22 protein-coding genes are annotated in these 22644 nt (G+C 70.9%); 9 read left to right on the top strand and 13 right to left on the bottom strand.

Annotated elements, in window-relative coordinates; all coding sequences use genetic code 11:
* Positions 1-42: 42 nt before the first annotated feature.
* Positions 43-1380: an AMP-binding protein gene (locus tag OHA37_RS39600; RefSeq protein WP_443046366.1), complete on the bottom strand. Its 1338-nt coding sequence runs from the start codon at positions 1378-1380 to the stop codon at positions 43-45.
* 302 nt (positions 1381-1682) lie between these two features.
* Positions 1683-3047 (bottom strand): NADP-specific glutamate dehydrogenase, encoded by a 1365-nt coding sequence (gdhA, locus tag OHA37_RS39595; protein ID WP_266914225.1) that lies wholly within the window; start codon positions 3045-3047, stop codon positions 1683-1685.
* A 241-nt stretch (positions 3048-3288) separates the two neighbouring features.
* Here gdhA and OHA37_RS39590 point away from each other — a divergent pair, with 241 nt between their 5' ends.
* The gene (locus OHA37_RS39590; RefSeq protein ID WP_266914223.1) at positions 3289-3774 is read left to right on the top strand and encodes an anthrone oxygenase family protein; all 486 of its coding nucleotides are present in this window, start codon (positions 3289-3291) and stop codon (positions 3772-3774) included.
* Here the strand turns inward: OHA37_RS39590 and OHA37_RS39585 are convergent.
* Entirely contained in the window at positions 3771-4322 is a 552-nt protein-coding gene (locus OHA37_RS39585) for a DUF1772 domain-containing protein (RefSeq protein WP_266914221.1), read from the bottom strand. The two genes, OHA37_RS39590 and OHA37_RS39585, sit on opposite strands and share 4 nt — an antisense overlap.
* A 214-nt stretch (positions 4323-4536) precedes the next feature.
* Here OHA37_RS39585 and OHA37_RS39580 point away from each other — a divergent pair, with 214 nt between their 5' ends.
* Positions 4537-5022 (top strand): GNAT family N-acetyltransferase, encoded by a 486-nt coding sequence (locus OHA37_RS39580; protein ID WP_266914219.1) that lies wholly within the window; start codon positions 4537-4539, stop codon positions 5020-5022.
* A gap of 11 nt (positions 5023-5033) precedes the next feature.
* On the opposite strand, the gene OHA37_RS39575 is transcribed toward OHA37_RS39580, so the two are convergent.
* The 3 genes from OHA37_RS39575 to OHA37_RS39565 form a co-directional block, all read right to left on the bottom strand.
* Complete coding sequence (locus tag OHA37_RS39575) at positions 5034-5960, bottom strand: AraC family transcriptional regulator (protein WP_266914217.1); 927 nt, start codon at positions 5958-5960, stop codon at positions 5034-5036.
* Positions 5961-6074: 114 nt separating this feature from the next.
* A complete protein-coding gene (locus tag OHA37_RS39570) occupies positions 6075-6917 on the bottom strand; it encodes an NmrA family NAD(P)-binding protein (RefSeq protein ID WP_266914215.1) in 843 nt (280 codons plus the stop codon).
* Positions 6918-7021: 104 nt separating this feature from the next.
* A complete protein-coding gene (locus tag OHA37_RS39565; RefSeq protein WP_266914213.1) occupies positions 7022-7225 on the bottom strand; it encodes a DUF4287 domain-containing protein in 204 nt (67 codons plus the stop codon).
* 105 nt (positions 7226-7330) lie between these two features.
* On the opposite strand from OHA37_RS39565, the gene OHA37_RS39560 reads away from it, so the two are divergent.
* Entirely contained in the window at positions 7331-7981 is a 651-nt protein-coding gene (locus OHA37_RS39560; protein ID WP_323182425.1) for an alpha/beta fold hydrolase, read from the top strand.
* Positions 7982-8032: 51 nt separating this feature from the next.
* Positions 8033-8584: a flavoprotein gene (locus OHA37_RS39555; protein ID WP_266914211.1), complete on the top strand. Its 552-nt coding sequence runs from the start codon at positions 8033-8035 to the stop codon at positions 8582-8584.
* Between the two features lie 23 nt (positions 8585-8607).
* On the opposite strand, the gene OHA37_RS39550 is transcribed toward OHA37_RS39555, so the two are convergent.
* The 5 genes from OHA37_RS39550 to OHA37_RS39530 form a co-directional block, all read right to left on the bottom strand.
* On the bottom strand, positions 8608-9114 hold the full coding sequence (locus OHA37_RS39550; RefSeq protein ID WP_266914209.1) for a DinB family protein: 507 nt from the start codon (positions 9112-9114) through the stop codon (positions 8608-8610).
* A gap of 43 nt (positions 9115-9157) precedes the next feature.
* Entirely contained in the window at positions 9158-10162 is a 1005-nt protein-coding gene (locus OHA37_RS39545) for an RNA polymerase sigma-70 factor (RefSeq protein WP_266914207.1), read from the bottom strand.
* Positions 10163-10168: 6 nt separating this feature from the next.
* On the bottom strand, positions 10169-11089 hold the full coding sequence (locus OHA37_RS39540; protein ID WP_266914205.1) for an NAD-dependent epimerase/dehydratase family protein: 921 nt from the start codon (positions 11087-11089) through the stop codon (positions 10169-10171).
* 90 nt (positions 11090-11179) lie between these two features.
* Positions 11180-12349 carry an epoxide hydrolase family protein gene (locus OHA37_RS39535; RefSeq protein ID WP_266914203.1) on the bottom strand — a complete coding sequence of 390 codons (1170 nt, stop codon included), beginning with the start codon at positions 12347-12349 and terminating at the stop codon, positions 11180-11182.
* Positions 12350-12779: 430 nt separating this feature from the next.
* Positions 12780-13529: a TetR/AcrR family transcriptional regulator gene (locus tag OHA37_RS39530; protein ID WP_266914201.1), complete on the bottom strand. Its 750-nt coding sequence runs from the start codon at positions 13527-13529 to the stop codon at positions 12780-12782.
* Between the two features lie 246 nt (positions 13530-13775).
* Here OHA37_RS39530 and OHA37_RS39525 point away from each other — a divergent pair, with 246 nt between their 5' ends.
* From OHA37_RS39525 to tpg, 5 genes are all read left to right on the top strand, one after another.
* The gene (locus OHA37_RS39525; RefSeq protein WP_266914199.1) at positions 13776-14510 is read left to right on the top strand and encodes a ScbR family autoregulator-binding transcription factor; all 735 of its coding nucleotides are present in this window, start codon (positions 13776-13778) and stop codon (positions 14508-14510) included.
* Positions 14511-14704: 194 nt separating this feature from the next.
* Complete coding sequence (locus OHA37_RS39520) at positions 14705-15976, top strand: AAA family ATPase (protein ID WP_266914197.1); 1272 nt, start codon at positions 14705-14707, stop codon at positions 15974-15976.
* Positions 15973-16896, top strand: a complete 924-nt coding sequence (locus OHA37_RS39515) for a ParB/RepB/Spo0J family partition protein (protein ID WP_266914195.1) — start codon at positions 15973-15975, stop codon at positions 16894-16896. Before OHA37_RS39520 ends, OHA37_RS39515 begins: the two co-directional genes overlap by 4 nt.
* Before the next feature lie 122 nt (positions 16897-17018).
* Entirely contained in the window at positions 17019-19232 is a 2214-nt protein-coding gene (gene tap / locus OHA37_RS39510) for a telomere-associated protein Tap (protein WP_266914193.1), read from the top strand.
* A gap of 9 nt (positions 19233-19241) precedes the next feature.
* Positions 19242-19796 carry a telomere-protecting terminal protein Tpg gene (gene tpg, locus OHA37_RS39505; protein ID WP_266914191.1) on the top strand — a complete coding sequence of 185 codons (555 nt, stop codon included), beginning with the start codon at positions 19242-19244 and terminating at the stop codon, positions 19794-19796.
* A 133-nt stretch (positions 19797-19929) separates the two neighbouring features.
* Here the strand turns inward: tpg and OHA37_RS39500 are convergent, their stop codons facing one another.
* Together OHA37_RS39500 and OHA37_RS39495 are read right to left on the bottom strand one after the other, a co-directional pair.
* A complete protein-coding gene (locus OHA37_RS39500) occupies positions 19930-20403 on the bottom strand; it encodes a MarR family transcriptional regulator (RefSeq protein ID WP_250744360.1) in 474 nt (157 codons plus the stop codon).
* Positions 20400-21038, bottom strand: coding sequence for a hypothetical protein (locus OHA37_RS39495; RefSeq protein WP_266914189.1), 639 nt, complete (start codon positions 21036-21038; stop codon positions 20400-20402). The genes OHA37_RS39500 and OHA37_RS39495 overlap by 4 nt, the downstream gene beginning before the upstream one ends.
* Between the last annotated feature and the right edge of the window lie 1606 nt (positions 21039-22644).

Here is a 22644-nt window from a genome sequence, read left to right as displayed (position 1 = left end):
GGCGCGGGGTTCCGGCGCCGAGAAACCCACCGCACCACACCGTCAGGCGTCGCCCAGCAGCAGCTTCTTCTGCGGCTTGCCCATCGCATTGCGCGGAATCGCCGCAACGAACCGCACCTCGCGCGGCCGCTTGTGCACCGACAGCTGCGCGGCGACGAAGTCCGTCAGTTCCGGCCCCGTGACGCCCTCGGCCACCACGAAGGCCACGATCCGCTGCCCGAGATCCGCGTCCGGCAGCCCCACCACCGCCGCCTCGCTCACCTTGGGGTGATCCAGCAGCGCGTTTTCGATCTCGCCCGCGCCGATCCGGTACCCGCCCGACTTGATCATGTCGATGGAGGCCCGGCCGACGATCCGGTGGACCCCGTCGGCCTCGTCGACGGCCGCGATGTCGCCCGTACGGAACCACCCGTCCTCCGTAAAGGCGGCGGCCGTGGCCTCGGGCCGGCCCAGGTACCCGGAGAACAGCGTCGGCCCGGTGAGCTGCAGCTCGCCGATCTCGGCGCCCGCCTCCGCCACGATCCGCGTACGGATGCCCCGGAGCGGAGTGCCGACCGTACCGGGCCGCACCTCCCCGCCCGCGCGCCCGCTGATGGTGATCAGCGTCTCGGTCATCCCGTACCGCTCCACGGGCCGCAGCCCGGTCAGCCGCTCCAGGTCCCGGAAGACCGGCGCGGGCAGCGCGGCGCTGCCGGAGACGAGCAGCCGGGCCCCGCCCAGCGCGGCGGCGGCCGCCGGCGCCCCCGCGATACGGGACCACACGGTCGGCACCCCGAAGTACAGGCTGCCCCCGGCCTCCGCGTAGGCCTCCGGGGTGGGCCGCCCGGTGTGTACGAGCCGGCTGCCGGTACGCAGCGCGCCGAGCACCCCGAGTACGAGTCCATGCACGTGGAACAGCGGCAGCCCGTGCACGAGGGTGTCCTCGGCGCTCCACTGCCAGGCTTCGGCGAGGGCGTCGAGGTCGGCGGCCAAGGCCTCGGCGGTGAGGACGACCCCCTTGGGCGGGCCGGTGGTCCCGGAGGTGTAGAGGATCAGCGCCGACTGCCCGGCACCCGCCCCCACCTCCGCGCCCCCGTCTCCGCGCCGTCCGAAGTCCACGTCGACGAGTACCGCGCCGGAGTCCCGCAGGATGTGCTCCCGCTCGGCGGGCCCCGCATCGGGCGGCAGCGGTACGAAGGGCACCCCGGCCAGCAGCCCGCCGACGACGGCGGCGACGGTCTCCAGCGAGGCCGTCGCGGTCACCGCGAAGGCGGGCGCCCCGGCGACATCGGCAGCCACGGCACGGGCCGCACCGAGCAATTCCTCATAGGAGGCCCCCCGCCCGGCCACCCGCAGGGCATCGGCCCGGTCTCCATACACCCCGGTGAGCGCGGTCAGCACTGATCCCCCCAAGGAGTCCGATCACCTGTCGACCGCCCCACCCTACGACCGCCCACCCCTACCGAGCGCCCACCCCAGCCCGCCCGGGCGTCTGCCAACCCGGCCAACCCGGCCAACCCAGCCCCGCCGGCGTTTGAGGCGCGGGGTCCGGGGCGGAGCCCCGGGGCGGTCCGGGCACAGCCCGGGGAACGGAGGAAGGGCGGGTAGGGGACACCCCCGCACAGCGGCACCCCCGACCCGCACCCCACCCCCCTACCTCAGCGCATCAGCCCGCCCCCACGCGACAACGCGACGCCACGACCTCAGATCAACCCCTGCGCCAACATCGCATCGGCAACCCGCTCGAACCCAGCAATGTTCGCCCCAGCCACATAATCCCCGGCGGAGCCATACCGCTCTGCAGTCGCGTAAGACACCGCATGGATGTCCCGCATGATCCCCGCCAGCTCCGCCTCGACCCGCTCCGCGCTCCACGCGACACGCCCCGCGTTCTGCGCCATCTCCAGCGCGCTGACCGCGACCCCGCCCGCGTTCGCCGCCTTGCCGGGCCCGAAGGACACCCCGGCCGCCTGCAGCAGGTGCACCGCCTCCGGCGTGGTCGGCATGTTCGCGCCCTCCGACACCGCCCTGACCCCGTTGGCGATCAGCGTCCGCGCGTCATCGGCGTTCAGCTCGTTCTGGGTGGCCGACGGGAAGGCGACCTCCGCCGCCACGTCCCACACCCGCCCGCCCGGCACGAACCGCGCCGACGGCCCGCGACGCTGCGCGTACTCGCTCACGCGCCCGCGCTCGACCTCCTTGATCTGCTTCAGCAGCGCGAGATCGATGCCCTTCTCGTCAACCACGTACCCCTGCGAGTCGGACGCGGTCAGCGGGTTCGCCCCCAGCTGCTGCAGCTTCTCGATCGTGTAGAGCGCCACGTTCCCCGAGCCGGACACGACCGCCGTCAGCCCGTCGAGCGCCAGCCCCTTGACCGCCAGCATCTCGGCGGCGAACAGCACGCTGCCGTAGCCCGTGGCCTCCGGGCGGATCAGCGAGCCGCCCCAGCCCTGGCCCTTGCCGGTCAGGACGCCGGCCTCCCAGCGGTTGGTGATGCGCCGGTACTGCCCGAAGAGGTACCCGATCTCGCGCCCGCCGACGCCGATGTCGCCCGCGGGGACGTCCGTGTGCTCACCGATGTGACGGTAGAGCTCGGTCATGAAGGACTGGCAGAACCGCATGACCTCGGCCGCCGACCGCCCGCGCGGGTCGAAGTCGCTGCCGCCCTTGCCGCCGCCGATGCCGAGCCCGGTCAGCGCGTTCTTGAAGACCTGCTCGAAGCCGAGGAACTTCACCACGCCGATGTCCACGGACGGGTGGAAGCGCAGGCCGCCCTTGTACGGGCCGAGCGCGCTGTTGAATTCGACGCGGTAGCCACGGTTGACGTGGACGCGACCACGGTCGTCCTGCCACGGCACCCGGAAGATGATCTGCCGCTCCGGCTCGGTGAGCCGCTCCAGCAGGGCCACACCCGGTTCCGCGTACTCGGGACGTGCCGCGAACACGGGGGCCAGGGTGTCCAGGACCTCCCGTACGGCCTGGTGGAACTCGGGCTGGGCGGGGTTGCGGCGCTCGATGTCGCCGCGCAGCGCGTCCAGCCGGCCCTGCGGGTCCTTGGGGTCCGTCACGGTCTGTTCCTCCTGGTGTCTACGCCGGGGCCGGCTCCGAGCCTAGGCTCGAAACTCCGGACCAAACTTCCGCATAGCGGAATCCATTATCCGAAAACAGTCACAGCCGGAGGGTACCCCGCCCGCCGACCACGGCCACGAGCCTTTCCGGCCTGCTCGGCTCGGCCCCTACTCCACCGTGGACCACTCGGCTCCCACTCCACCATGGACAGAACCAGGAGGAAGGACATAGACAGGCCGTATGGACATCGCACGGGTCGCCGCCCTCGTCGCCGCGACGCTCACCACGGGCCTGATGGCCGGCCTCTTCTTCGCCTTCGACGTCGCGGTGATGCCGGCCCTCAAGCGCTCCGACGACCGGACCCTCATCTCCGTCATGCAGCGCGTGAACACCTCCATCATCAATGGCTGGTTCATGCTGGCCTTCCTGGGCGCGATGCTCTTCACCGGCCTCGCCGTGGCCCTCCACCTGCCCGCCGGCGAGCACGCGCCGCTCCCCGCGCTGACGGGCGCCCTCGTCATCTACGTGCTCGCCGTCGTGGTCACCGGCCGGGTGAACATCCCGCTCAACAACGCCCTGGAGGCGGCCGGTCCCGCCGAGCGGATCGCCGATCCGGCCGCCGTGCGCGCGGCGTTCGAGACGAAGTGGGTACCCGCCAACCGCTGGCGTACCGCCCTGTGCACGGCCGCCCTGGCCTGCCAGTCCTGGGCCCTCCTGGCGGCCTAGACCGCCGACACCGCCGACGTCCCTGCCCCTGTCGCCGTCCCCGTAGCCCGCCCGTACAGTACGAGCGCCCGCGCCAGGGCGGTCAGCGCCGCCGCGCAGAGCAGGGTGCGCACGATGTTCGCCGTCTCCCAGGTGCCCTTGAACTTCTCGACGACCGAGAAGTCGGTCAGCTTCGCGGCGTCACCCAAGTCGGCGAGCTCGTTGTTGAGCGGGATGTTGACGGCGAAGGTGACGACGAGCACGACGAGGTACGCCGCCGCGGCCACCGCGGCCCACAGCGCGACCGCGCGGCGCCCGGCCCGCGCCTCGACGAACGCCGCGGCGAAGGCGGCGAGCAGGGCGACGACGAAGGCCGTCCCGAAGAGCGGGTTGCCGTCGATGACGGCGTTGAAGCTCTGCATCGCCGTGACGTACGTACGGTCGTCGGTCTTCGCCAGTCCCGGCATCACCGAGACGTCGAAGGCGAAGAACAGCCCTGCCATCAGGCCGACCAGCACCGTCGACAGTACGAGCAGTGCGGTGGAGAGTCTGGTGCCGGTGGATCCCATCAGATGTGCCCCCGTATGTCCGAAAAACCGAAACGCGGGAGGCTCCCACCGCCCCCCGACGGCTGTTGATCGTGCCATCACCGGTGCCATCCGGCCAGTGAATCTTCAGCGCCGCACAGTCAGGGCCACAGCCACGGCCACAGCTCCGCCCCCAACCCCGCCCCCGGCCACAGCCCCCGCCAACCCGCATGTAACGCACACGTAGGCTGCGCGAATGAGCACCTCCACCAAGTCCCTCCACCTAGCCCCGGTCACCCCGGACAACATCGACGCCGTCTGCGCGCTGTCGGTCCGCCCCGACCAGGAGCACCTCGTCTCCCCGGTCGCGAAGTCACTGGCGGAGGCCTACGCCCACGGGGAGATGGCCTGGCCCCGGGCGATCGTCGACGGCGAGGAGATCGTCGGCTTCGTGATGGCCTTCCTCGACATCCCCTGGGACCCGGCCGTGGACCCCCACGACATCCGCTCCGGCCTCTGGCGGCTGAACATATCGGCCGCCCACCAGGCCAAGGGCTACGGCCGCTTCGCGGTCACGACGGTCATCGCCGAACTCCGCCGCCGGGGCACCTCCCACGCCTACGTCACCTGGCACCCGGGCCCCGGCACCCCCGAACCCTTCTACCTCTCCCTAGGCTTCCGCCCGACGGGCGAACTGAGCGACGGCGAAACGGTGGCCGTCCTGGACCTCCGGACCCCCTGACACCACCGCCCCTACCCCGCGGCCGCCGTCGCGGCCGCCGCCCCCGCCCGGTACTCCCGTGGACTGACGCCCCGTACCCGCTTGAAGGCCGTCGAGAGGGCGAACGCCGAGCTGTAGCCGACCCGGTGGGCGGCCGAGGCGAGCGTCGTGGACGGATCGCGCAGCAGGTCGGCCGCCATGGCCAGGCGCCAGCCCGTCAGATAGGACATCGGGGGTTCGCCGACCAGTTCGGTGAAGCGGCGGGCCAACGCGGCCCGCGAGACGCCGACTTTGCGGGCCAGCGACTCCACGGTCCAGCCGTACGCGGGGTTCTCGTGCAGCAGCCGCAGCGCCGGCCCGGTGACCGGGTCGTTCTCGGCGCCGCCCCGCTCCGCGAGCCAGCCGCGTACGACGCCGATCAGCAGCAGGTCCAACAGCCGGTTCAGGACCAGCTCCTGGGCCGGCTCCGTACGGGAGATCTCCACGCCCAGCAGCCCGACCAGCGTCGGGTCCACCGGACCGACCAGCACCGGCGGAAGCGTGGTGAGCAGGCGGCTGCCGATCTCGCCCGGGTCCTGGTAGGTGCCGCTCAGCAGCACCGCCGAGCCCTCCGCCGCGCCCCAGGTCCGTACCCCCAGGGCCATGGAGTCGGACACGTCCTCCCCGCCGTCCACCCTGCTGCAGCGCTGGTCCGGCCCCACCCTGATCTGCGGGGGCGTGTCCTTGGCGTCGGCGAGGGTGTACGGATCCGGTCCCCGCACCAGGGCCGCCTCGCCCGGCCCGATGAGCACCGGCTCGCCCCCGTCGGGCAGCAGCCACGCCGATCCGTGCACCATCGTCATCACCGACAGCGGGGCCCGGTCCTCGATCCGGACCGACCAGGGCGGGTCGAACGCGCACTTGATGAGGAAGGCGGATTTGGCCTTGGGTCCTTCGAGCAGAGCCGTCAGCGTGTCCATCGGCCCATTCTCCCCACCCGGTCCCCGCCCGCCCACACCCTGCCCGCGCACGCTCCGCCCGCCCACGCTCGGGACGCCCACGCTCCGCGCACCCACACTCGAACCACGCACCCCCTACACGTCCCAGACCCCGCGCGCCGCCGCCTCCCGCGCGAAGTCCGCGAAGTCCCGCGGCCCCCGGCCGAGCACTTCCTGGACCCCGTCCACCAGATGCGCGTTGCGCCCGTCCAGGATCAGCGTGAACAGCTCCACGAACTCCTCCGGCAGCCCGTTCTCCCGCAGCACCTCCCGGTAGGCCTCGGTCGAGACCGGGACGTACGAGATCTCGCGCCCGGTCGCCTTCGACAGCTCGGCCGCGACATCGGAGAAGCTGAGCAGCCGCGGGCCGGAGAGCTCGTACGTCCGGCCGATGTGCCGGTCGTCGGTCAGCGCGGCCACCACCACGTCCGCGATGTCCTCGGCGTCGACGAACGGCTCGACGGCGTCGGCCGTCGGCAGGGCGATCTCACCGGCGAGCACCGGCTCCAGGAAGAAGCTCTCGTCGAAGTTCTGGTTGAACCAGGCCGCGCGCACCACCGTCCAGTCGGCCCCGGACTCCTTCAGCGCCTCCTCGCTCCGCTGCGCCGCCTCCTCGCCGCGCCCCGAGAGCAGCACCAGCCGGCGCACCCCGGCCTCAACCGCCACCCTGGCGAAGGCTCCGACCTGCTCGGCGGCGCCGGGGAAGCCGAGGTCGGGGTAGTAGGTGACGTACGCGCGGTCCACGCCCTCAAGGGCCGGTCCCCAGCCCTCGGGCTCGTTCCAGTCGAAGGCCGGCTCACCGGAGCGCGACCCGATGCGGACCGGACGGCCCAGGGCGGTGAGTTTCTCGGCCACGCGCCGGCCCGTCTTGCCCGTGCCGCCGATGACCAGCGTGCGGAGGACGGTGTCGTTCTGCGTCTGCTGCGTTGTCTTCGTCATGAGAACCAGTCAACTCCCCCGGCCTGAGACGCAACATCGTCGAGAAGCTCAACCGCATACGCCTGCGTCCACGGTCCTTCCCCCCACTCCTCCGGCCAGCTCCCCTACCGCTCGTCGAGCGTGTGCTTCACGAGGGCGTTGGCGTGCCCGTGCCCGACCCCGTGCTCGCTCTTGAGCCAGGCGACGAGCTCCATGTGCTTGGTCAGCGGCGCGGCACGGATGAGCTCCTGCCACTCTGCGATCGGACGGCCGTACTTCTTCTCGATGGAGGGGAAGTAGCTGGCGGGGCCCTTCACCGGCTCGCTCATGACGGTCCTCTTCCTCACGTTCCTGCGGTCGATGTACGAAAGGTAGACCCGGACCTCCGCCAAAACTCATCGGTCCCACCGCGAAGAGTGTCGGACGATCTCCGCATGATGTGGACCGAACGCACCGTCACCCGCGACGGCACCCGCCTGACCTGCCGTGATGAGGACTCCCACCACCCCGGCTCCGCCACCCCCGTCGTCCTCCTCCACGGCCTCGCGGGCCACGCGGGCGAATGGGACGCGGCCGCCGCGCACCGGGCCCCCCACCACCGCGTGGTGGCGGTGGACCAGCGCGGCCACGGAGCCGGCGAGCGCCGCCCCGCGGACGTCTCGCGCGCCGCAGCGCGCGGACGGCTGGTACCCGCGCTTCGAGCGCCCGGTGATGGTCGCGGCCATCACCGAGGCGGTGCTCGCTGCTGGCACCCGCGACTGGTGGCCGCAGTGGCGCGCGGTCCGGTGTCCCACCCTGCTGGTCATCGGGGAGAAGGGCATCGTCCCGCCCGAGGAGTCCATCCAGATGCTCGACGCGGCCCACGCGGCCGACCCGTCCACGGTGACGACGGCGGTCTCCGTCCCGGGGGCCGGACACGACGTCCACCTGGACCGGCCCGCCGTCGTGCACTCCCTGCTGTCTGCGTTCCTCACGGAGTTCCGGACCGAACCCGGTCCGGGGGTTCGTCACGTCCGGCACCTCGGCCACGACTACCGTGCCGCCGCGACCACCGCGACCACCGCGACCGGCCACGAATACCGTGATCGCCGCGACCTGCGTCAACCACAGGTCGAGCAATATGATCACATTGCGGTATGACCACGACGAAGACCCTCTACCTGCTGTGCTCCGCCGCCCCGCCCGTCTTCGACGTGGCCCATGTCATCGAGGACGCCCAGTCCCGCGGCTGGGACGTCTGCCTCGGCCTCACCCCGACCGCCGCCCACTGGCTGTCCAACAGCCTCGACGGTCTCGCCGCGCTCACCGGCCACCCCGTCCGCTGGCAGTACAAGCTGCCCGGTGAACCCGACGTGTGGCCTACGGCCGACGCCCTGCTCTTCGCCCCGGCCACGTTCAACTCCGTCAACGCCTGGGCCCTCGGCCTGACCGACCGGTTCGTCGTCGGGGTCGCCGCCGAGGCCATCGGCAAGGGCACCCCCGTCGTCACCATGCCCTGCGCGAACGCCGCCCTCACCGCCCACCCGCAGTTCGACCAGTCCCTGGCCGTCCTGCGCGGCGCCGGCGCCTCGGTCCTCTTCGGCGAGGGCGGATTCATCCCCGGCCCGGCGGGCCCGGACGCCCCGGCGCACTTCCCCTGGGCGGCAGCCCTGGCCGAGGTGGACCGCGCCACGGCATCCGCCGCCTGACCCGCCCGGGGCCCGGGGCGCCACTACTCCCCCGTGGTCCCGTCGATCACCTCGCGCAGCAGGTCCGCGTGCCCGTTGTGCCGGGCGTATTCCTCGATCATGTGGGCCAGGACGTAGTGCAGCGAGTACGCCTGACCGTCGTAGGAGCCGGTCACGTCCAGGGATTCGGCCGCGTCCACGATCTCCCGCGAGCGCGCACAGGTGTCCTCCCAGATCTTGAACGAGCCGGCGACGTCCGCGTCGTCCACGTGGAACTCCGTCCACTCCCCCGCCTCGTTCTTCGGGAAATAGCCGCGCACGTCCTCGCCGCCCACGACATTGCGGAACCACCCGCGCTCGACCTCCGCGAGGTGCCGTACCAGCCCGAGCAGGCTCAGCCCCGACGGAGCCACCGCCCTGCGCCGCAGCTGCTCGTCCGACAGCCCTGCGCACTTCATCATCAGGGTGTCCCGCTGCCACTGGAGGACACTGGTCAAGGTGGCCCGTTCGTCGCCCACGAGCACGGGCGGGGTCCGCTGTTCATCGTTCATCGGATGATGATCACAATCCTACGGAGACCCCCGCACGCCGATTTCACATCCCGGACGCCGCCCCTGACACCCCGGACACCCCTGACACCCCGGACCCCCCGGACACCCCGGCCGCGGCAGCCCCTTCCGCTCCCCAACTCGCCAGCCCCGCCACCTTCTCCGGATTCACCTGCAACCGCAGGTTCACGACCCGCCCGTCCACCGCGTCCAGGTCGTAGGTCAGCGCGGCACACGCGACTCCCCCGTACACGAACACCACCGACTCCTCCCCGTTGACCCGCGCCGATTCCAGGGTCACCGCCTGCAGCGAGGGCTTGGCCAGCATCCCCAGCAGCCAGCGCGCCACGTGATCGGCCCCGTGCAGCGGCCGCCGGGCCGCCGTCACCTTGCCGCCACCGTCCGACCAGGCCGTCACCTCGGGGGCCAACAGCTCCATCACCGCGTTCAGGTCCCCGCCCGCACACGCCGCCAGGAACCGCCGGGTCACCTCGCCGCGCTGCCCCGGCTCGGTGGCGAACCGCGGCCGCCGTGCCTGTACGTGGGCCCGTGCCCGGTGCCCGGTCTGCCGTACGGTCGCCTCCGCGCGGTCCAGTACCCCCGCCACCTCCGCGTACGAATACCCGAACACCTCCCGCAGCAGGAACACGGCGCGCTCCATCGGGCTCAGGCTCTCCAGCACCACCAGCATCGCGGTCGACACCGTCTCCGCCATCTCCACCTCCTGCGCGCCATCGGGCACGGTGGGCAGGGACTCGGTCAGCAGCGGCTCGGGCAGCCACGGCCCGATGTAGGTCTCGCGGGTGGCGCGGGCGGAGGTGAGCCGGTTCAAGGACAGGTTGGTGACCGTGCGCACCAGGTAGGCCCGCGGGTTCAGGACAGCCGACCGGTCCGCGCGGTCCCAGCTCAGCCACGCGTCCTGGAGGACGTCCTCGGCGTCGGAGACGCTGCCGAGCATCCGGTAGGCGACGTCGAACAGCAGCCGGCGATGGGCGGTGAAGGGACCGAGGGCGTCGCAGGAGGCTTCCGGGAGGTGCTCAGCAGTACTCACGAACGATCATGCTGCCGCCGCCCCCGCGGCCTCCGCAAGCGCACCCACCCCGGCCGCGCTGCTCGCGTGCGTAGGAGCCCAGCCGAGCTCACGCCCCGCCTTGGCGTTCGACAGTCGCAGGTCGGTCCCCATGATGGTGTGCGCGAGCGGGGCCGGCTTCAGCACCCACAGCGGTACGGTCATCGGCGCGGGCGCCCCGAACGCCGCGGCCACCGCCCGCATGTGCGCGTCCCACCCCAGCGGCTCGTCGTCGGCGATGTTGTACGCCTGCCCGGGCCGCCCCGACTCCACGCCGGCGACCACGGCGTTCGCCGCGTCGTCCACGTCGACCCAGCTCAGCGCCCGCCCCTTGGCCGCCACCACGGGCAGGGCGCGCTTGCGCAGCATCGGCACCACGTGGACATCGGTGACACCGGCCCCGTAGAACAGCCCGAAGCGCAGGCTCACTCCCTCGATCCCGTCGGCGGTGAAGGCCAGTTCCTCCTTGATCCGCATCGCGCCCACGTGCCGCTCCAGCCAGACGTTCGCCCCCTGCGGACCGAACCCGTCGTCCTCGCCGAGCACGGCCCCGCCGTGGTCCCCGTACCCGTAGCCGAACATCATCGACTCCACGACGAACCGCCGCGCCCCGGTCTCGCGCGCGGCGGTGAGCAGGTTGACCGTCCCCTCGGTGCGCAGCACGTTCGTCCCGACCATGTCCTGGTGCCGGGCCATGCTCTTCCCCGACAGCGCCGTGGCCGCGTGCACGACCACGTCGAAGCCGAGCCCGTCCACGGCGCGCAGCAGGCCCTCACGGTCGAGCAGGTCGGCCCGTACGTCCATCCCGGCGCCCCGCCCGAGACCGGCGACCTCGTGTCCGGCCGCGCGCAGGGCCCGTACCGCCCGCTGTCCCAGAACCCCGCTCGCACCCGCCAGCAGAACCTTCATGACCGTCTCCATCTCCGCTCGCCCTTCGCACTGTCATCCATGGGACAGACGGGCGGCCCGGAACGTGACACGACGCAGAAGAGACCTGGGTCACAGGGAGCGGAAGAAGGCCCGGACGTCGTCCACCAGCAGCTCCGGAACCTCCATCGCGGGAAAGTGCCCGCCCTTCTCGTACGAGGTCCAGCGCACGATGCGGTCGGTCCGCGCGGCGATGTGCCGCAGCGGCACGAAGTTGTCCCGGGGGAAGTCGGCGAGCGCGGTCGGGGTGCTCGACACCTCTGGCGCGGCGCCCTGGTAGTCGGCGTGGGCGCGCTCGTAGTAGATGCGGGCGGCGGAGCCAGCGGTCCCGGTCAGCCAGTACAACGTCACGTTGGTCAGCATCTGATCGCGATCCACGGGGCAGCGCGGGTCCGCCCACTCCGTGAACTTCTCGCCGATCCAGGCGAGCAGCCCGACCGGCGAATCGTTCAGCGCGTACGCGAGCGTCTGCGGCCGGGTCGCCTGGATGTCGGCGTACCCCTGCCGCTCGCGCGCCCAGACCCGGTACCGCTCCCAGGAGGCGAGCGTGCGCTCCCGCTCGGCCGGGCTCAGCGGGGCCAGTTCCTCCGCCCGGGGCTCGGCGGTGGCCCCGCCGCCCGGGAGCAGGTTCAGGTGCACCCCGCGCACGTTCCCGGGCCGGATCCGCCCCAGCTCCCGCGAGACGGCGGCGCCCCAGTCGCCGCCCTGGACCCCGTACTCCTCGTACCCGAGCCTCTCCATCAGCGTTCCGAAGGCCCGCGCGACCCGCTTGAACTCCCACCCCCGTTCGGTGGTCGGCCCGGACAGGGCGAAGCCGGGGATGTGCGGCAGCACCAGATGAAAGGCATCGGCCGGATCCCCGCCGTGCGCCCGCGGATCCGTCAGCGGACCGGCGACCTCCTGGAACTCCACGAAGGAGCCCGGCCAGCCGTGGGTCATGAGCAGCGGCGTCGCGTCCGGCTCGGGCGACCGCAGGTGCGCGAAGTGCACCCGTGCCCCGTCGATGACGGTGGTGTACTGCGGCCATTCGTTCAACCGCGCCTCGGCGGCCCGCCAGTCGTAGCCGGTACGCCAGTACTCCGCGAGCTCACGGAGCTCCCCGAGCGGCATCCCGTACGCCCGGCCCGCCCCCGGCAACTCGTCGGGCCACCGAGCCAGCTCCAGCCGCCGCCCCAGATCGTCCAACTCCGCCTGCGCCACGTCCAACCGGAACGGCGCCGCCCACTGCTCCACATCACCCAATGCCCTCACACCTTCCACCCACAGCCGACCACACCAAGCCCCAGACGCACGCTCCACACCGTTAACGCCGTTAATGCCCCGCCCCACGACCAAGCCCCGACGACCCCTCCACCGTTAACGCCGTTAATGCCTCCGCCCCCACCACCGAGACCCAGGCACGCACCCCACACCGTTAACGCCGTTAACGCCCCGCCCCACGACCAAGCCCCGACGACCCCTCCAGCGTTAACGCCGTTAATGCCCGACCCCACAGCCGCCACCGCGGAGCCCCGGCCCGTCCACCGTTAACGCCGTTAACGCTCCACGCCCCCCGCCGCCCCGCGGCACCGGTGCCCCCACCCCCTCCACCGTTAACGCCGTTAATGCCCCGCGCCCGCCGCCCCACCCCCGGCTCGCACTCCACGCCCAAGGCGTTAACGCCGTTAATGCCTCAAGCCCGCCCACCCGCCCGCTCCGCCACCAACAGCCCGAGCCCGTCGAGGATCCGCTCCAACCCGAAGTCCAGCGCCTGGTCCTGCCCGCCGCCCTCCACCACAGAGGCCAACGCGGCCCCGAGCGCCGGGTACTTCTCCCCGTGCACCCGCATCACTTCCCCGAGCACCGACGTCAGCTGCGCGTCCGGCCCCTCCCCCGCGGCCCCGCCCGCCATCGCACGTTCCTGCTCCGCGATCCCGCGCACGTGCCCCGACACCAGCACCATCGCGTCGATCGACTCGGCCCCCGTCAGCCCGCACCCGTCGAGCGCGACGAGCGCCCGCTCCATCCACCCGATCTCGACCGGCCCCATCACCCGCGCCCCGACGGTCGCCTCCAACAGCCACGGGTGCGCCCGGAATCCGGCCAGCAACTCCCGCGCCCACACCGCGAGCCGCTCACGCCAGCCCTCACCCACCGGACGGCCGTCGAGCACCGAGGGGTCCGGCATCGCGGCCTCCACCATCAGCGAGACCAGCTCCGCCTTGCCCGGCACGTACCGGTACAACGCCATCTTCGTGACGGCCAGCCGCCCGGCCACTCCCTGCATCGATACGCCGGCCAGCCCCTCGGCATCCGCGAGAGCGACCCCCACACCGGCGATCCCCTCCAGCGTGAGCCCCCGCTTGGGCCCGCGCGCGGGCTTCACCGGCGGCCCCCACAGCAGCCGCACGGCCGCGCCCCACTGCTCGTCCGCGTCCGTCATGGGATCTCCTCGCACTCCACCCGCCATTAAACTGTGTCTACCGTACACGTTAACGGCGTTAATGCCGCGCCCTCCGTTAACGCCACTCCCCCACCCACCGCGTTAACGCCGTTAATGATCCACTTCCGTAGAAAATACTGGTCGACTGGTTTTCTTCAGGCTCATCTGCCTAGATTGGCCCTGGCCGAACCACGGTGACCACCTCCCCGGTTCCGCCCAACTACCGCGACCCCAGGGAGAACCCGCATGGCAAGGGCCAGACAGGAACGAGCCGAGATCACCCGGCAGGCGATCCTCGACGGCGCGGCCATCGCCTTCGACCGGACCGGCTTCCACGGCACCAGCCTGACCGACGTGGTCGGGCACGCCGGCGTCACCAAGGGCGCCCTCTACTTCCACTTCTCGTCCAAGGAAGCCATCGCCCGCACCTTGATGGACGAGCAGTTCCAGATCTCCGAGGGCCTGCCCGCCATCGCGGAGCCGGGTCTCCAGACCGCCATCGACCTGACCCACCGGATGGCGTTCGGTCTCCGCTCCAACGTCCGGGTCCGCGCCGGGATCCGCCTGGTCATCGAGTTCGGCTCTTTCACCGACCCGGACCCGAGCCCGTACAACGCCTGGATCGACACCTCCCAGAGCTGTCTGGCGCCGGCTCAGGAGCGCGGCGACGTCCTGCCCTCGGTCGACACCCACAACCTGTCGACCATGCTCGTCGCCGCCTTCTCCGGCATCCAGGTGACCTCGCACGTACGCACCGGCCGCGCGGACCTGCACGCCCGGGTCATCGACCTGTGGAACTTCGTGCTCCCGGGGATCGTGCCCGCGGAGCGCATCTCCCGCTTCGACCCGGCCGGCTCGCCCGAGTGCCGGTCCGAACTCGGCCTGTCGGCTCCGGACTCCGCTCCGGCCTCAGCCCCGGACTCAGCCCCGGACTCAGCCCCGGACTCAGCCCCGGACTCCGCTCCGGCCGCAACCGCCTGACGACGCGTCCAGGGCGGCCTCGCACGTGCCGTGGTGAACCACGGGGGTGCTCACCACGGCGCGTGCGAGGCCGCCCTGTCCCAACACCCCACCCCCGCCCGGAAGGCGATCCGGGGGCCGATCCACACCACTTCGTTAGCAAAACTCAAGCGTGGCGCCCACAAACGCCCTTGGACGTTAGTAAAGTCCCTCACATGACTTCGCCCTCGTCACCGAGCGACCGTGAGAAGGTCGTCTCCAAACTCCCTCCGTGGCTGCGCCAGGAGCTCAAGATCCGCACCGCCCAGCTGCGGGTGGACATCCAGGACGCCGTCCACCAGGGCATCGCCCACTGGAGCGCGCTCGCCTCCTCCCCCTCCCCCGTCGACACTTCCGGCGCCGAATCCTTCTCCACCTGGCTGCCCGGCGGCCAGTGGGAGTCGTTCCGCACCGACTCCAAGCACCGTGGCGTCTCCCTCATCCAGGGACTCGCCCAAGCCGTCTCCCTCTGGCTGGAGATGAACCCGGCCCCCACGGTGAAGCGGCCCTCGGTCGTCCGCCGCATCGTGGTGTGCAACCAGAAGGGCGGTGTCGGCAAGACCGCCATCACCGCAGGCACCGCCGAGGCCCTCGCCGAGGACCCCGCCAGCCTCCACCCGGTCCGCGTGGCCCGCCAACTGGCCCGGCAATCGGCCGTCGAGGAAGGCGACGAGACGGGCCCGGAGGCCACCGCGTCCGCCTCGCCCGTCGACCTGGAAGACCTGCCCGGCCTCGGCATGCGCGTCCTGCTCGTCGACTTCGACCCCCAGGGCCACCTCACCAAGCAGCTCGGCCGGCAGCCTCTGCCCATCGGCGGCGACAGCCTCACCTGCCACATGGCGGGCGAAGCCAAGGGCCCCCTCGCCGACCTGATCGTCCCCATCCCGGACGAGCGCTTCGGCGACCGCCTCCACATCCTCCCGGCCTGCACGGACGCGTTCCTCCTCGACGTCCGCCTCTCCACGGTCCGCGCCCGCGAGGCTGCGCTGGAACGGGCCCTCGCCCCCGTCGAGGCCGACTACGACGTCATCCTCATCGACTGCCCGCCCAGCCTCGGCCTCAGCATGGACGCCGCGATCTACTACGGACGCCGCCGCGACGCCGAACAGCCGGGAGCCTCCGGCGCGCTGATCGTGGTCCAGGCGGAGGACTCCTCGGCGGACGCCTACGACCTCCTGACCTCCCAGATCAACGACCTCCGCGACGATCTCAGCCTCGACATCGACTACCTCGGTCTCGTCGTCAACCTCTACGACGGCCGGCGCGGCTACATCGCGACCTCTTCCCTCCAGGCCTGGATGGACATAAAGGATCCGCGCGTGGTGGCCATCGTTCCCGACCTCAAGGAACAGCGCGAAGCGGTCCGCGTGAAGCAACCGCTGTTCGTCTACGCACCCAAGGGCGAGCAGGCGGTCTCCCTGCGCGCCCTCGCAAGGGAGATCTCATGAGCAAGGCCGACAAACTCGGAGTCTCGAGCTCCTTCGCCCGCGCCCAGCCCGTAGGCGTCAGTTCGCGCCGCGCGGCCATCGCCGAGGCCACCGGCGCCCCCACCTCCGGTGTGGTCCCGCCCTCGGAGGTGCCGATCGAGGCCCTCGCCCACAACCCCTTCAACCTCCGCGAGGACCTCACCGAAATCCACGAGCTGGCCGTGTCCCTGACGACCCGGGGTCAGCTACAGCCCCTGGCGGTCGCCACCCGCATGGCCTTCATGGAGGCCCACCCCGGCAACACCGACAGCCTGGGCCGTGCCCCCTACGTGGTCATCGACGGCAACCGCCGCCTGGCGGCGGCCCAGCGCGCCGGCCTTCGCACCATGCAGATCCACGTCAACGACTCCCTCGCCTCCTCCGCGGCGGACATCCTGGAGTCGGCGCTCATCGCCAACGTCCACCGCGTCGACGTGGCGCCCATGGACCAGGCCCGCGCCCTGCAGCAGCTCGTCGAGGTCCACGGCTCCCAGGCCCAGGTCGCCAAGCGCCTCGGCAAGACCCCGGCCTGGGTCTCCCAGCGCCTGACCCTCCTCAACCTCACCCCGGAGCTCCAGGACAAGGTGGAGACCGGCGAACTCAAGGTGGAACCGGCCCGCCGCATCGGCCGCCTCCCCCAGGAGGACCAGGCGACCGCGGCAGAGGAAACCGTTAACGCCGTTAACCCCCCGCGCCAACGCACCCGCCCGACCCCGGCCCCGGACCCAACCCCGGGCCCCACCCCGGAGCCCAACCCGAAGCCCCACCCCTCCCCCGCCACGTCCCCCCGCCGCATCACCATCGTGGCGGACTCCCCGGACACCATCGCGGACGCCCTCACCGCCCACCTCACCCCGGACGACCTGAAGGCGGTAACAGAACTCCTCCTGACCCGCATCTAACGCACCTCACCCCCACCCCCGACACGAAGGGGGCGTTGGCCCGGCCGGACCCCCATCGCCCCCACGTGTGTTTCAAGTGCGTTCCATGGTGCGGTTCGCATAAGCTGCGCCTGGAGGTGCCCATGCCCAACGCGCACGAAAACGAACAGACCACGCTCTTCGCCGCGGTCGACGCCCTACTGGAAGAGGCCGCGGCACAGGACGCCCTCCCGCACCCGGACGAGCGCAAGCGCCTCCGCGAGGCCGCGGGCCTGAGCCAGGACCAGATCGCCCAGGCCCTGGCCGTCCGCCGCGAAACGGTCACCTCCTGGGAGACGGGCCGCACGGCCCCCCGCCCGCCCAAGCGCGCCGCCTACGCCCGCCTCCTCAACGGCCTGGCGGACCTCCACGGCATTAACGCCGTTAACGCCCCCACGCCTCAGCCCGCGGCCCCCCACCCCGCCGCCGAAGCCACCGGGCCCATTAACGCCGTTAACACCCAGCCGCCCCCCACACTCCAGGCCCACGTCGAAGGCGCCGGGCCCACCCCCAGCGTCGCCGCACCCATTAACGCCGTTAACTCCACCCCCCAGCCGGGAACGGCAATGGCAACACCCACCCCCCGCACAGGTGTCACCAAACCGGCCCCCGCCAAATCCACCCCCACCCCCCTCCCGGAGGGCAACGGCCCCCTAGCCGTACTGGACGGCAGCGGAAAGGCCCACGCCGCCCGAGGCGCAGTCCTCACACCCCCCACCACCCTCCCCGCCCTCGTCGAGTGGGCCCTCACCCCCGCCGCCGACCTCCGCTCCCCCCGCCTCCACCGCAACGGCAAGGACGGCGACCCCCTCCTCGTCCTCACCCCCGCCGCCACCGAGGCACTCGGACTCCCCCTCGTCCTCGAAGACCGCCGCGGCCTGCGCCTCCCCGACGACCACCCGGTCATCAAGCAGCTCACCAAAGCGAAGTGGCAGCTGACCCGCCGCGGCTTCGGCCCCTGGCCCCGCATCTACCGCCCGGCCACCCCCACCACCGGCCGCCAGTGCGTCCAGCTCGCGATCCTCCCCTGGGGCGCCCTCGACCCCCGCGCCTGGGGCGAGCACACCGCAGAGCTCCCCGCACCGGAACTCGCCGACCTCCTCACCTCCTACGCGACCCGCGTGCTCACCCCCCGGGGCTCCACAGCCGTATCCGGCCTGGAGCTCATGACGGCCCTGCGCCCGCCCACCCGCGCCGCCCGCGACGAGTCCACGAACACCTGGGTCTCCGCCCCGGTACCCGGCTCCCTCACCCGCCCCGTCGACCCTGCTCCCCCGGAGGCCCCCGACGAGCACCCGGTCGTCGCGGCCCTCTACCCGCGCTCGCACCAGCGCACCCCGGACCAGGTCCTCGACGAAGAGGCGTACGACTGGATCCGGGACCCCCAACTCCTCAGCGACGCCGAGTGCACCCGCACCCACGCCGTCGGCATCGACGTGAACATGGCCTTCGCCGCGGCCGCCAACCGCCTCCTCGTCGGCACCGGCCCCGCGGTCCACACCGACGGCCCCCGCTTCGACCCGAAGCTCCCCGGCTGCTGGCTCGCCGACCTCTCAGCCCAAGCCATCGCCATGGACCCCCGCCTCCCCAGCCCCTTCACCCCGCACGGCCGCCCGCCCACCGGCCCCGCCTGGTACGCCACTCCGACCCTCGCCTACGCCCAGGAGCTCGGCCTCACCGTCCAGCCCACCGAGGCCTGGCTCCGCCCGGACCACGGCCCGTACCTCGACGCCTGGTACACCCGCCTGCGCGACGCCTACATGGCGACCATGGCCGAACTCGGCGTCCACACCTCCCTCACCGACTCCGCCTTCCTCCAGGCGATGGCGCAGTACAAGGGCGACCCGGACCACCCCCTCCCCCAGACCGCGGTCCTCTCCGCGATCAAGTCCACCGTCAAGGGCGGCATCGGCAAGCTCCGCGAACGCCCGCAGGGCGCCGGCTACCGCCCCGGCGAGAGCTGGCCCGCCCTCGAACGCCCCACCTGGCGCCCCGACATCCGCGCCGCCGTCATCTCCACGGCCCGCGTCAACATGCACCGCAAGATGCAAAAGCTGGCGACAGCAGCGGACCTCTACCCGATCGCCGTCCTCTCCGACTGCGCGGTCTACCTCTCCGACGGACCCAGCCCACTCGACTTCCTGCCCCGCACCCCCGAGGGCAAGCCCCTGCCCGGCGGCTTCCGCCTCGGCGTCAGCCCCGGCATGGTCAAGCACGAGGGCACCCAACCCCTCCTCTGGGCCGTTCAGCTACTCGACGAACGCCACAACCCCGCCCGCCACATCAAGGGCCACGACGCCGCGGCCGACGGAGAGTAAGAGCCACCCATGTCCGAAATCAGCGACAGCCTCGACCGCGCCGACGAGCAGAACTTCACCCGCCCCATCCCCAAGTCGGCGGGCGCCCAGATCCGGTACCTCGTCAAACAACTCAAGTCGACCAAGGCCGTGGCGGACCTCCTCGCCATCTCCCGGCGCACGGTGGAGCGGTACGTGAAGGACCAGATCAAGCAGCCCAAGCCGGCACTCTCCGCCCGCCTGGAGCGCGAGGTACGCCGCCGCTGGCAGCCCCTCGTCCGCAAGCGCGCCCGCGCCAAGGCCGCGAAGCAGACAGGCCTGATCATCGAGACCCGCGCCCGCTTCGGCTTCAGCGCCGCCCCCGGCACGACCGACGACGGCCGGATGCGCCGCATCACCCAGCACCTCCCCCCGGAGTACGCGTCCCGCCTCTTCACCGCCCACGAGGCCGGAGCCACCGAAGCCCAGCTCCGCGGCATCACCGCCGAAGGGCTCCAGGAGATCTACTTCAAGGACCACGGCGCCCGCGCCCAGGGCCTCCTCGTCGAGTTCACCGACATCGACTACGTAGAGCTCAACTTCTAAAGCCCCTCCGGGCGGGGACCACGAACCCCTACACGCCCCCCTAAGCCCCCAGGAACCACAAAGGGCCCCGGAGTACTCCGGGGCCCTCACAAGCCCCTGAGCACCCCTCAGAAGCCCTACAAACAGCACCTACTCAGCCCACCGCGTGCAGCGCCCTACGCCGCTTCGATTCGGCCGCCTTCTTGGCGACGGCCTGAGCCGCCCGCTTCTTGCGCTGCTCGGCGAGCTGGTCCTGATACGCCGCCACCGCCCGGTGGTAGCTGGCCACATAGCCCCGCGCGTCCAGTCGTTCCTCCGCGTCCATCTCGTTCACGGCCGCGACCGCATCTTCGAACGAGGTGTACCCGGCGAGCATCGGGTTGATCTGGTAGACCCCGTTCCGGATCTTCCTGACCAACTTCGCCAGCTCCAGGCTCCGCAGCGCGGCGTTGACGCTCGGCCGGCTCAGGTCCAGCATCCCGCCGACCGTCGCCTGGTCGATGAGGATCCGCCCGCCAGGCTCGCTGAGCGAACGCAGCTTCAGCAGCACCCGGTACGCCGCCGGCGGCAGGTCGAGGTCGGAGAGCAGCCCGTCTGCGTTGACCGCAGCGAATCGCAAGGTACTCACTGAGCCGTCCCTTCTCCCGTGCGCTTCGTCCGGCTCACCCGACGCGCAGCGCGCTCTCTTGCCCGTTCGGCCCGCAGTTCCGCGATGGCCTGCCTCATGTGGTCCAGCGAGGGGAAGCGCACCAAGTCCGGCAGGCTCGTATCGCTACGAATCTGCGAAATGGTGCCGTGCTGCTCCACCTTCACGAACTCACCCGTCATCTCGGTACCCGGGATGAACTCCGCCACCCGGTAACTGTAGGGCGGGTTGAACTGATACACACCCCGCCGCACCTTGAAGACGATCCCATGAGACATCACCGTGTGCAGAGCTTCCGACGTCTTCGTCCGGCTGACATCCAGGATGGTAGCCATCTCCTCCTGGGTAAGTGGAATCCGCCCCCCCGCCCGCTGGCAGGCGATGAGCAGCAGGATCAGCCGCAGAGGCAGCGCTTCCCGGAAGTACTGGGCGATCACGAGGAAGAACTCGAGGCTGTCCATCGAGAACGCATTCGGCTGATTCTCGGTCCCGTAGAACTCCAGCGGCTTGCGCTCGCCGTCCAAAGTCAGCTTCCGCGTCGGGTACCGCTTCGCGAGGCTGTCCAGGTCCCTGACCGGAGCCAGGGGCTGACTCCACGCGGAGATCGCATCGTCCACCGGCAGATCGGGACGCGGGGTCCCTACCGGATTGCCCCGGCGGCGCTGTGGCTCTGATGACACGAGGCTGCTCTCCACTCCGTTGATCTGCGGAGATCAGTATGTCAACAAGGGTGACACAAGTGTCACGCTCGTTGACGTTCGGCGTGTCTTGTGTCCCCTCACAGGTGACATATCTCAGCCACACCCTCCCCGGAGCCCCCTCCCGACTCTTCCCCGCCAACCCCACCCGCCCCCCTAGCAGTTAGCCGACAGATCTCCCTCTATACGTCAGCCTCCCCGACGTTTTGGCCCATTTTACGTCAACGACACTGACATTTTGCAGCCGTTGTGTCCCCCTAGCAGCGACACAACACCCTAGATATGTCCCTCCTGAGGGGACATATCTTTTCCCTTGCACCCCCTCTGACCTGCGACGACGCATCTCCGTACCTTCTATAGGCCGGTGGTCTCTCCCGCCCAAGCCTTCAACGCCGTCTCAACCAGCACGCAAGACCCCCCTCAGGTCCCACAACCAAGCCCCACCCAAGAGCTCCCACCTCCCCCAGAACCCCCCTGCCTCCAGCCACAACCCCGCAGAATCTGACTGATTCCCATCTCTATCCACAACACATTTTGAAGCAGCCACCTCACAAAACCCTTAACGCCGTTAACACCCCAGACCCCCACCCCGTTAACGCCGTTAAGACCCACACCCAAAACCCCAGCTCAAGAACCCCCGGACCAACGAACGTCACTCAATCCTCCTAAAACCACCCTTCACCACTGCGAAGCCCACACCTGAGCTCACCAAACACCCCCAAACCTCCAACGAACACCAGTGGCTGATTCCAAGCCCAGCCTTCAGGGGTCAAAACGGCTCAGGACAGCCAGCCAAAGGCTGTTCCACTCTGAAACGCGCAGTACTGCACCACTGAAGGTGAAGTAGCAAACACCTAGATGACAGCGGAGCGAATTACCCAACCAGCCGAAGACCCTGAAACAGGGTCGCTCAAAGCCCCGGAGCAGCCCGTACAAGTCTGAACTCAAGAGAACCCAAACCGACCTGAGCCAAGCTCAGTTCGCCGCCTTCAAGGGCCCCACCTTGCTCGGCAGAACCTAGCCCTGCCGAGCAAAGCTAGGCATCTCACTTCTCCGGAGCCAAGCGGAGAAACTAGGCGCTGAAAGCGCCTCCACCAAGCACAGCAAGGCCCCTCAATCCCTGGCCGGCATGACCTGGGCTACGGCAGGGAGCCTAAGGTCCAGGGCCCTGAGCGAAGCAGAAGCTTCCTCCCGGCAAGAGGGAGACTTCCGGTCCGCGAAGCGGCCTTGCCAAGGTCAACGAGGCCCTTCTCAATTCAGAGCTCGCACCGCTCTGATGCTTCTAAGGGCCAAAGGACCAAAGGCCCCCAGGAGCGAAGCGGAAGGGGCCTCCCCAGGAAGGGGAGCCTTCCTTTGGCCCTTCCAAGCGGGCCCAAGCGGGCGTAGCCCCGCCATTCAGTCTCAGGCCCCCAGGAAGCCAAGCCCCCCGCGGCCTTTGGCCCGCCCGGGAGTCCTTGGGGGGCCAAAGGCCCTCCAAGCCTGGAGCGAAGCGGAGGGCTTCCTCCCCGAAGGGGAGGCCCTGGCC

Source organism: Streptomyces sp. NBC_00335 (assembly GCF_036127095.1).
Taxonomy (GTDB): domain Bacteria; phylum Actinomycetota; class Actinomycetes; order Streptomycetales; family Streptomycetaceae; genus Streptomyces.
Note: the sequence above shows the minus strand (reverse complement) of the source record. Positions and strands in the feature narration are given on the sequence as shown.

What these genes read in the sequence shown, in the direction of transcription:
- OHA37_RS39575 (WP_266914217.1), bottom strand. Translation starts at nt 5,960, where the DNA reads ATGGACACGCTGACGGCTCTGCTCGAAGGACCCAAGGCCAAATCCGCC.
- OHA37_RS39570 (WP_266914215.1), bottom strand. Translation starts at nt 6,917, where the DNA reads ATGACGAAGACAACGCAGCAGACGCAGAACGACACCGTCCTCCGCACG.
- OHA37_RS39520 (WP_266914197.1), top strand. Translation starts at nt 14,705, where the DNA reads ATGACTTCGCCCTCGTCACCGAGCGACCGTGAGAAGGTCGTCTCCAAA.
- OHA37_RS39590 (WP_266914223.1), top strand. Translation starts at nt 3,289, where the DNA reads ATGGACATCGCACGGGTCGCCGCCCTCGTCGCCGCGACGCTCACCACG.
- OHA37_RS39560 (WP_323182425.1), top strand. Translation starts at nt 7,331, where the DNA reads ATGATGTGGACCGAACGCACCGTCACCCGCGACGGCACCCGCCTGACC.
- tap (WP_266914193.1), top strand. Translation starts at nt 17,019, where the DNA reads ATGCCCAACGCGCACGAAAACGAACAGACCACGCTCTTCGCCGCGGTC.
- OHA37_RS39550 (WP_266914209.1), bottom strand. Translation starts at nt 9,114, where the DNA reads ATGAACGATGAACAGCGGACCCCGCCCGTGCTCGTGGGCGACGAACGG.
- OHA37_RS39525 (WP_266914199.1), top strand. Translation starts at nt 13,776, where the DNA reads ATGGCAAGGGCCAGACAGGAACGAGCCGAGATCACCCGGCAGGCGATC.
- OHA37_RS39515 (WP_266914195.1), top strand. Translation starts at nt 15,973, where the DNA reads ATGAGCAAGGCCGACAAACTCGGAGTCTCGAGCTCCTTCGCCCGCGCC.
- tpg (WP_266914191.1), top strand. Translation starts at nt 19,242, where the DNA reads ATGTCCGAAATCAGCGACAGCCTCGACCGCGCCGACGAGCAGAACTTC.
- OHA37_RS39540 (WP_266914205.1), bottom strand. Translation starts at nt 11,089, where the DNA reads ATGAAGGTTCTGCTGGCGGGTGCGAGCGGGGTTCTGGGACAGCGGGCG.
- OHA37_RS39585 (WP_266914221.1), bottom strand. Translation starts at nt 4,322, where the DNA reads ATGGGATCCACCGGCACCAGACTCTCCACCGCACTGCTCGTACTGTCG.
- OHA37_RS39565 (WP_266914213.1), bottom strand. Translation starts at nt 7,225, where the DNA reads ATGAGCGAGCCGGTGAAGGGCCCCGCCAGCTACTTCCCCTCCATCGAG.
- OHA37_RS39580 (WP_266914219.1), top strand. Translation starts at nt 4,537, where the DNA reads ATGAGCACCTCCACCAAGTCCCTCCACCTAGCCCCGGTCACCCCGGAC.
- OHA37_RS39530 (WP_266914201.1), bottom strand. Translation starts at nt 13,529, where the DNA reads ATGACGGACGCGGACGAGCAGTGGGGCGCGGCCGTGCGGCTGCTGTGG.
- OHA37_RS39555 (WP_266914211.1), top strand. Translation starts at nt 8,033, where the DNA reads ATGACCACGACGAAGACCCTCTACCTGCTGTGCTCCGCCGCCCCGCCC.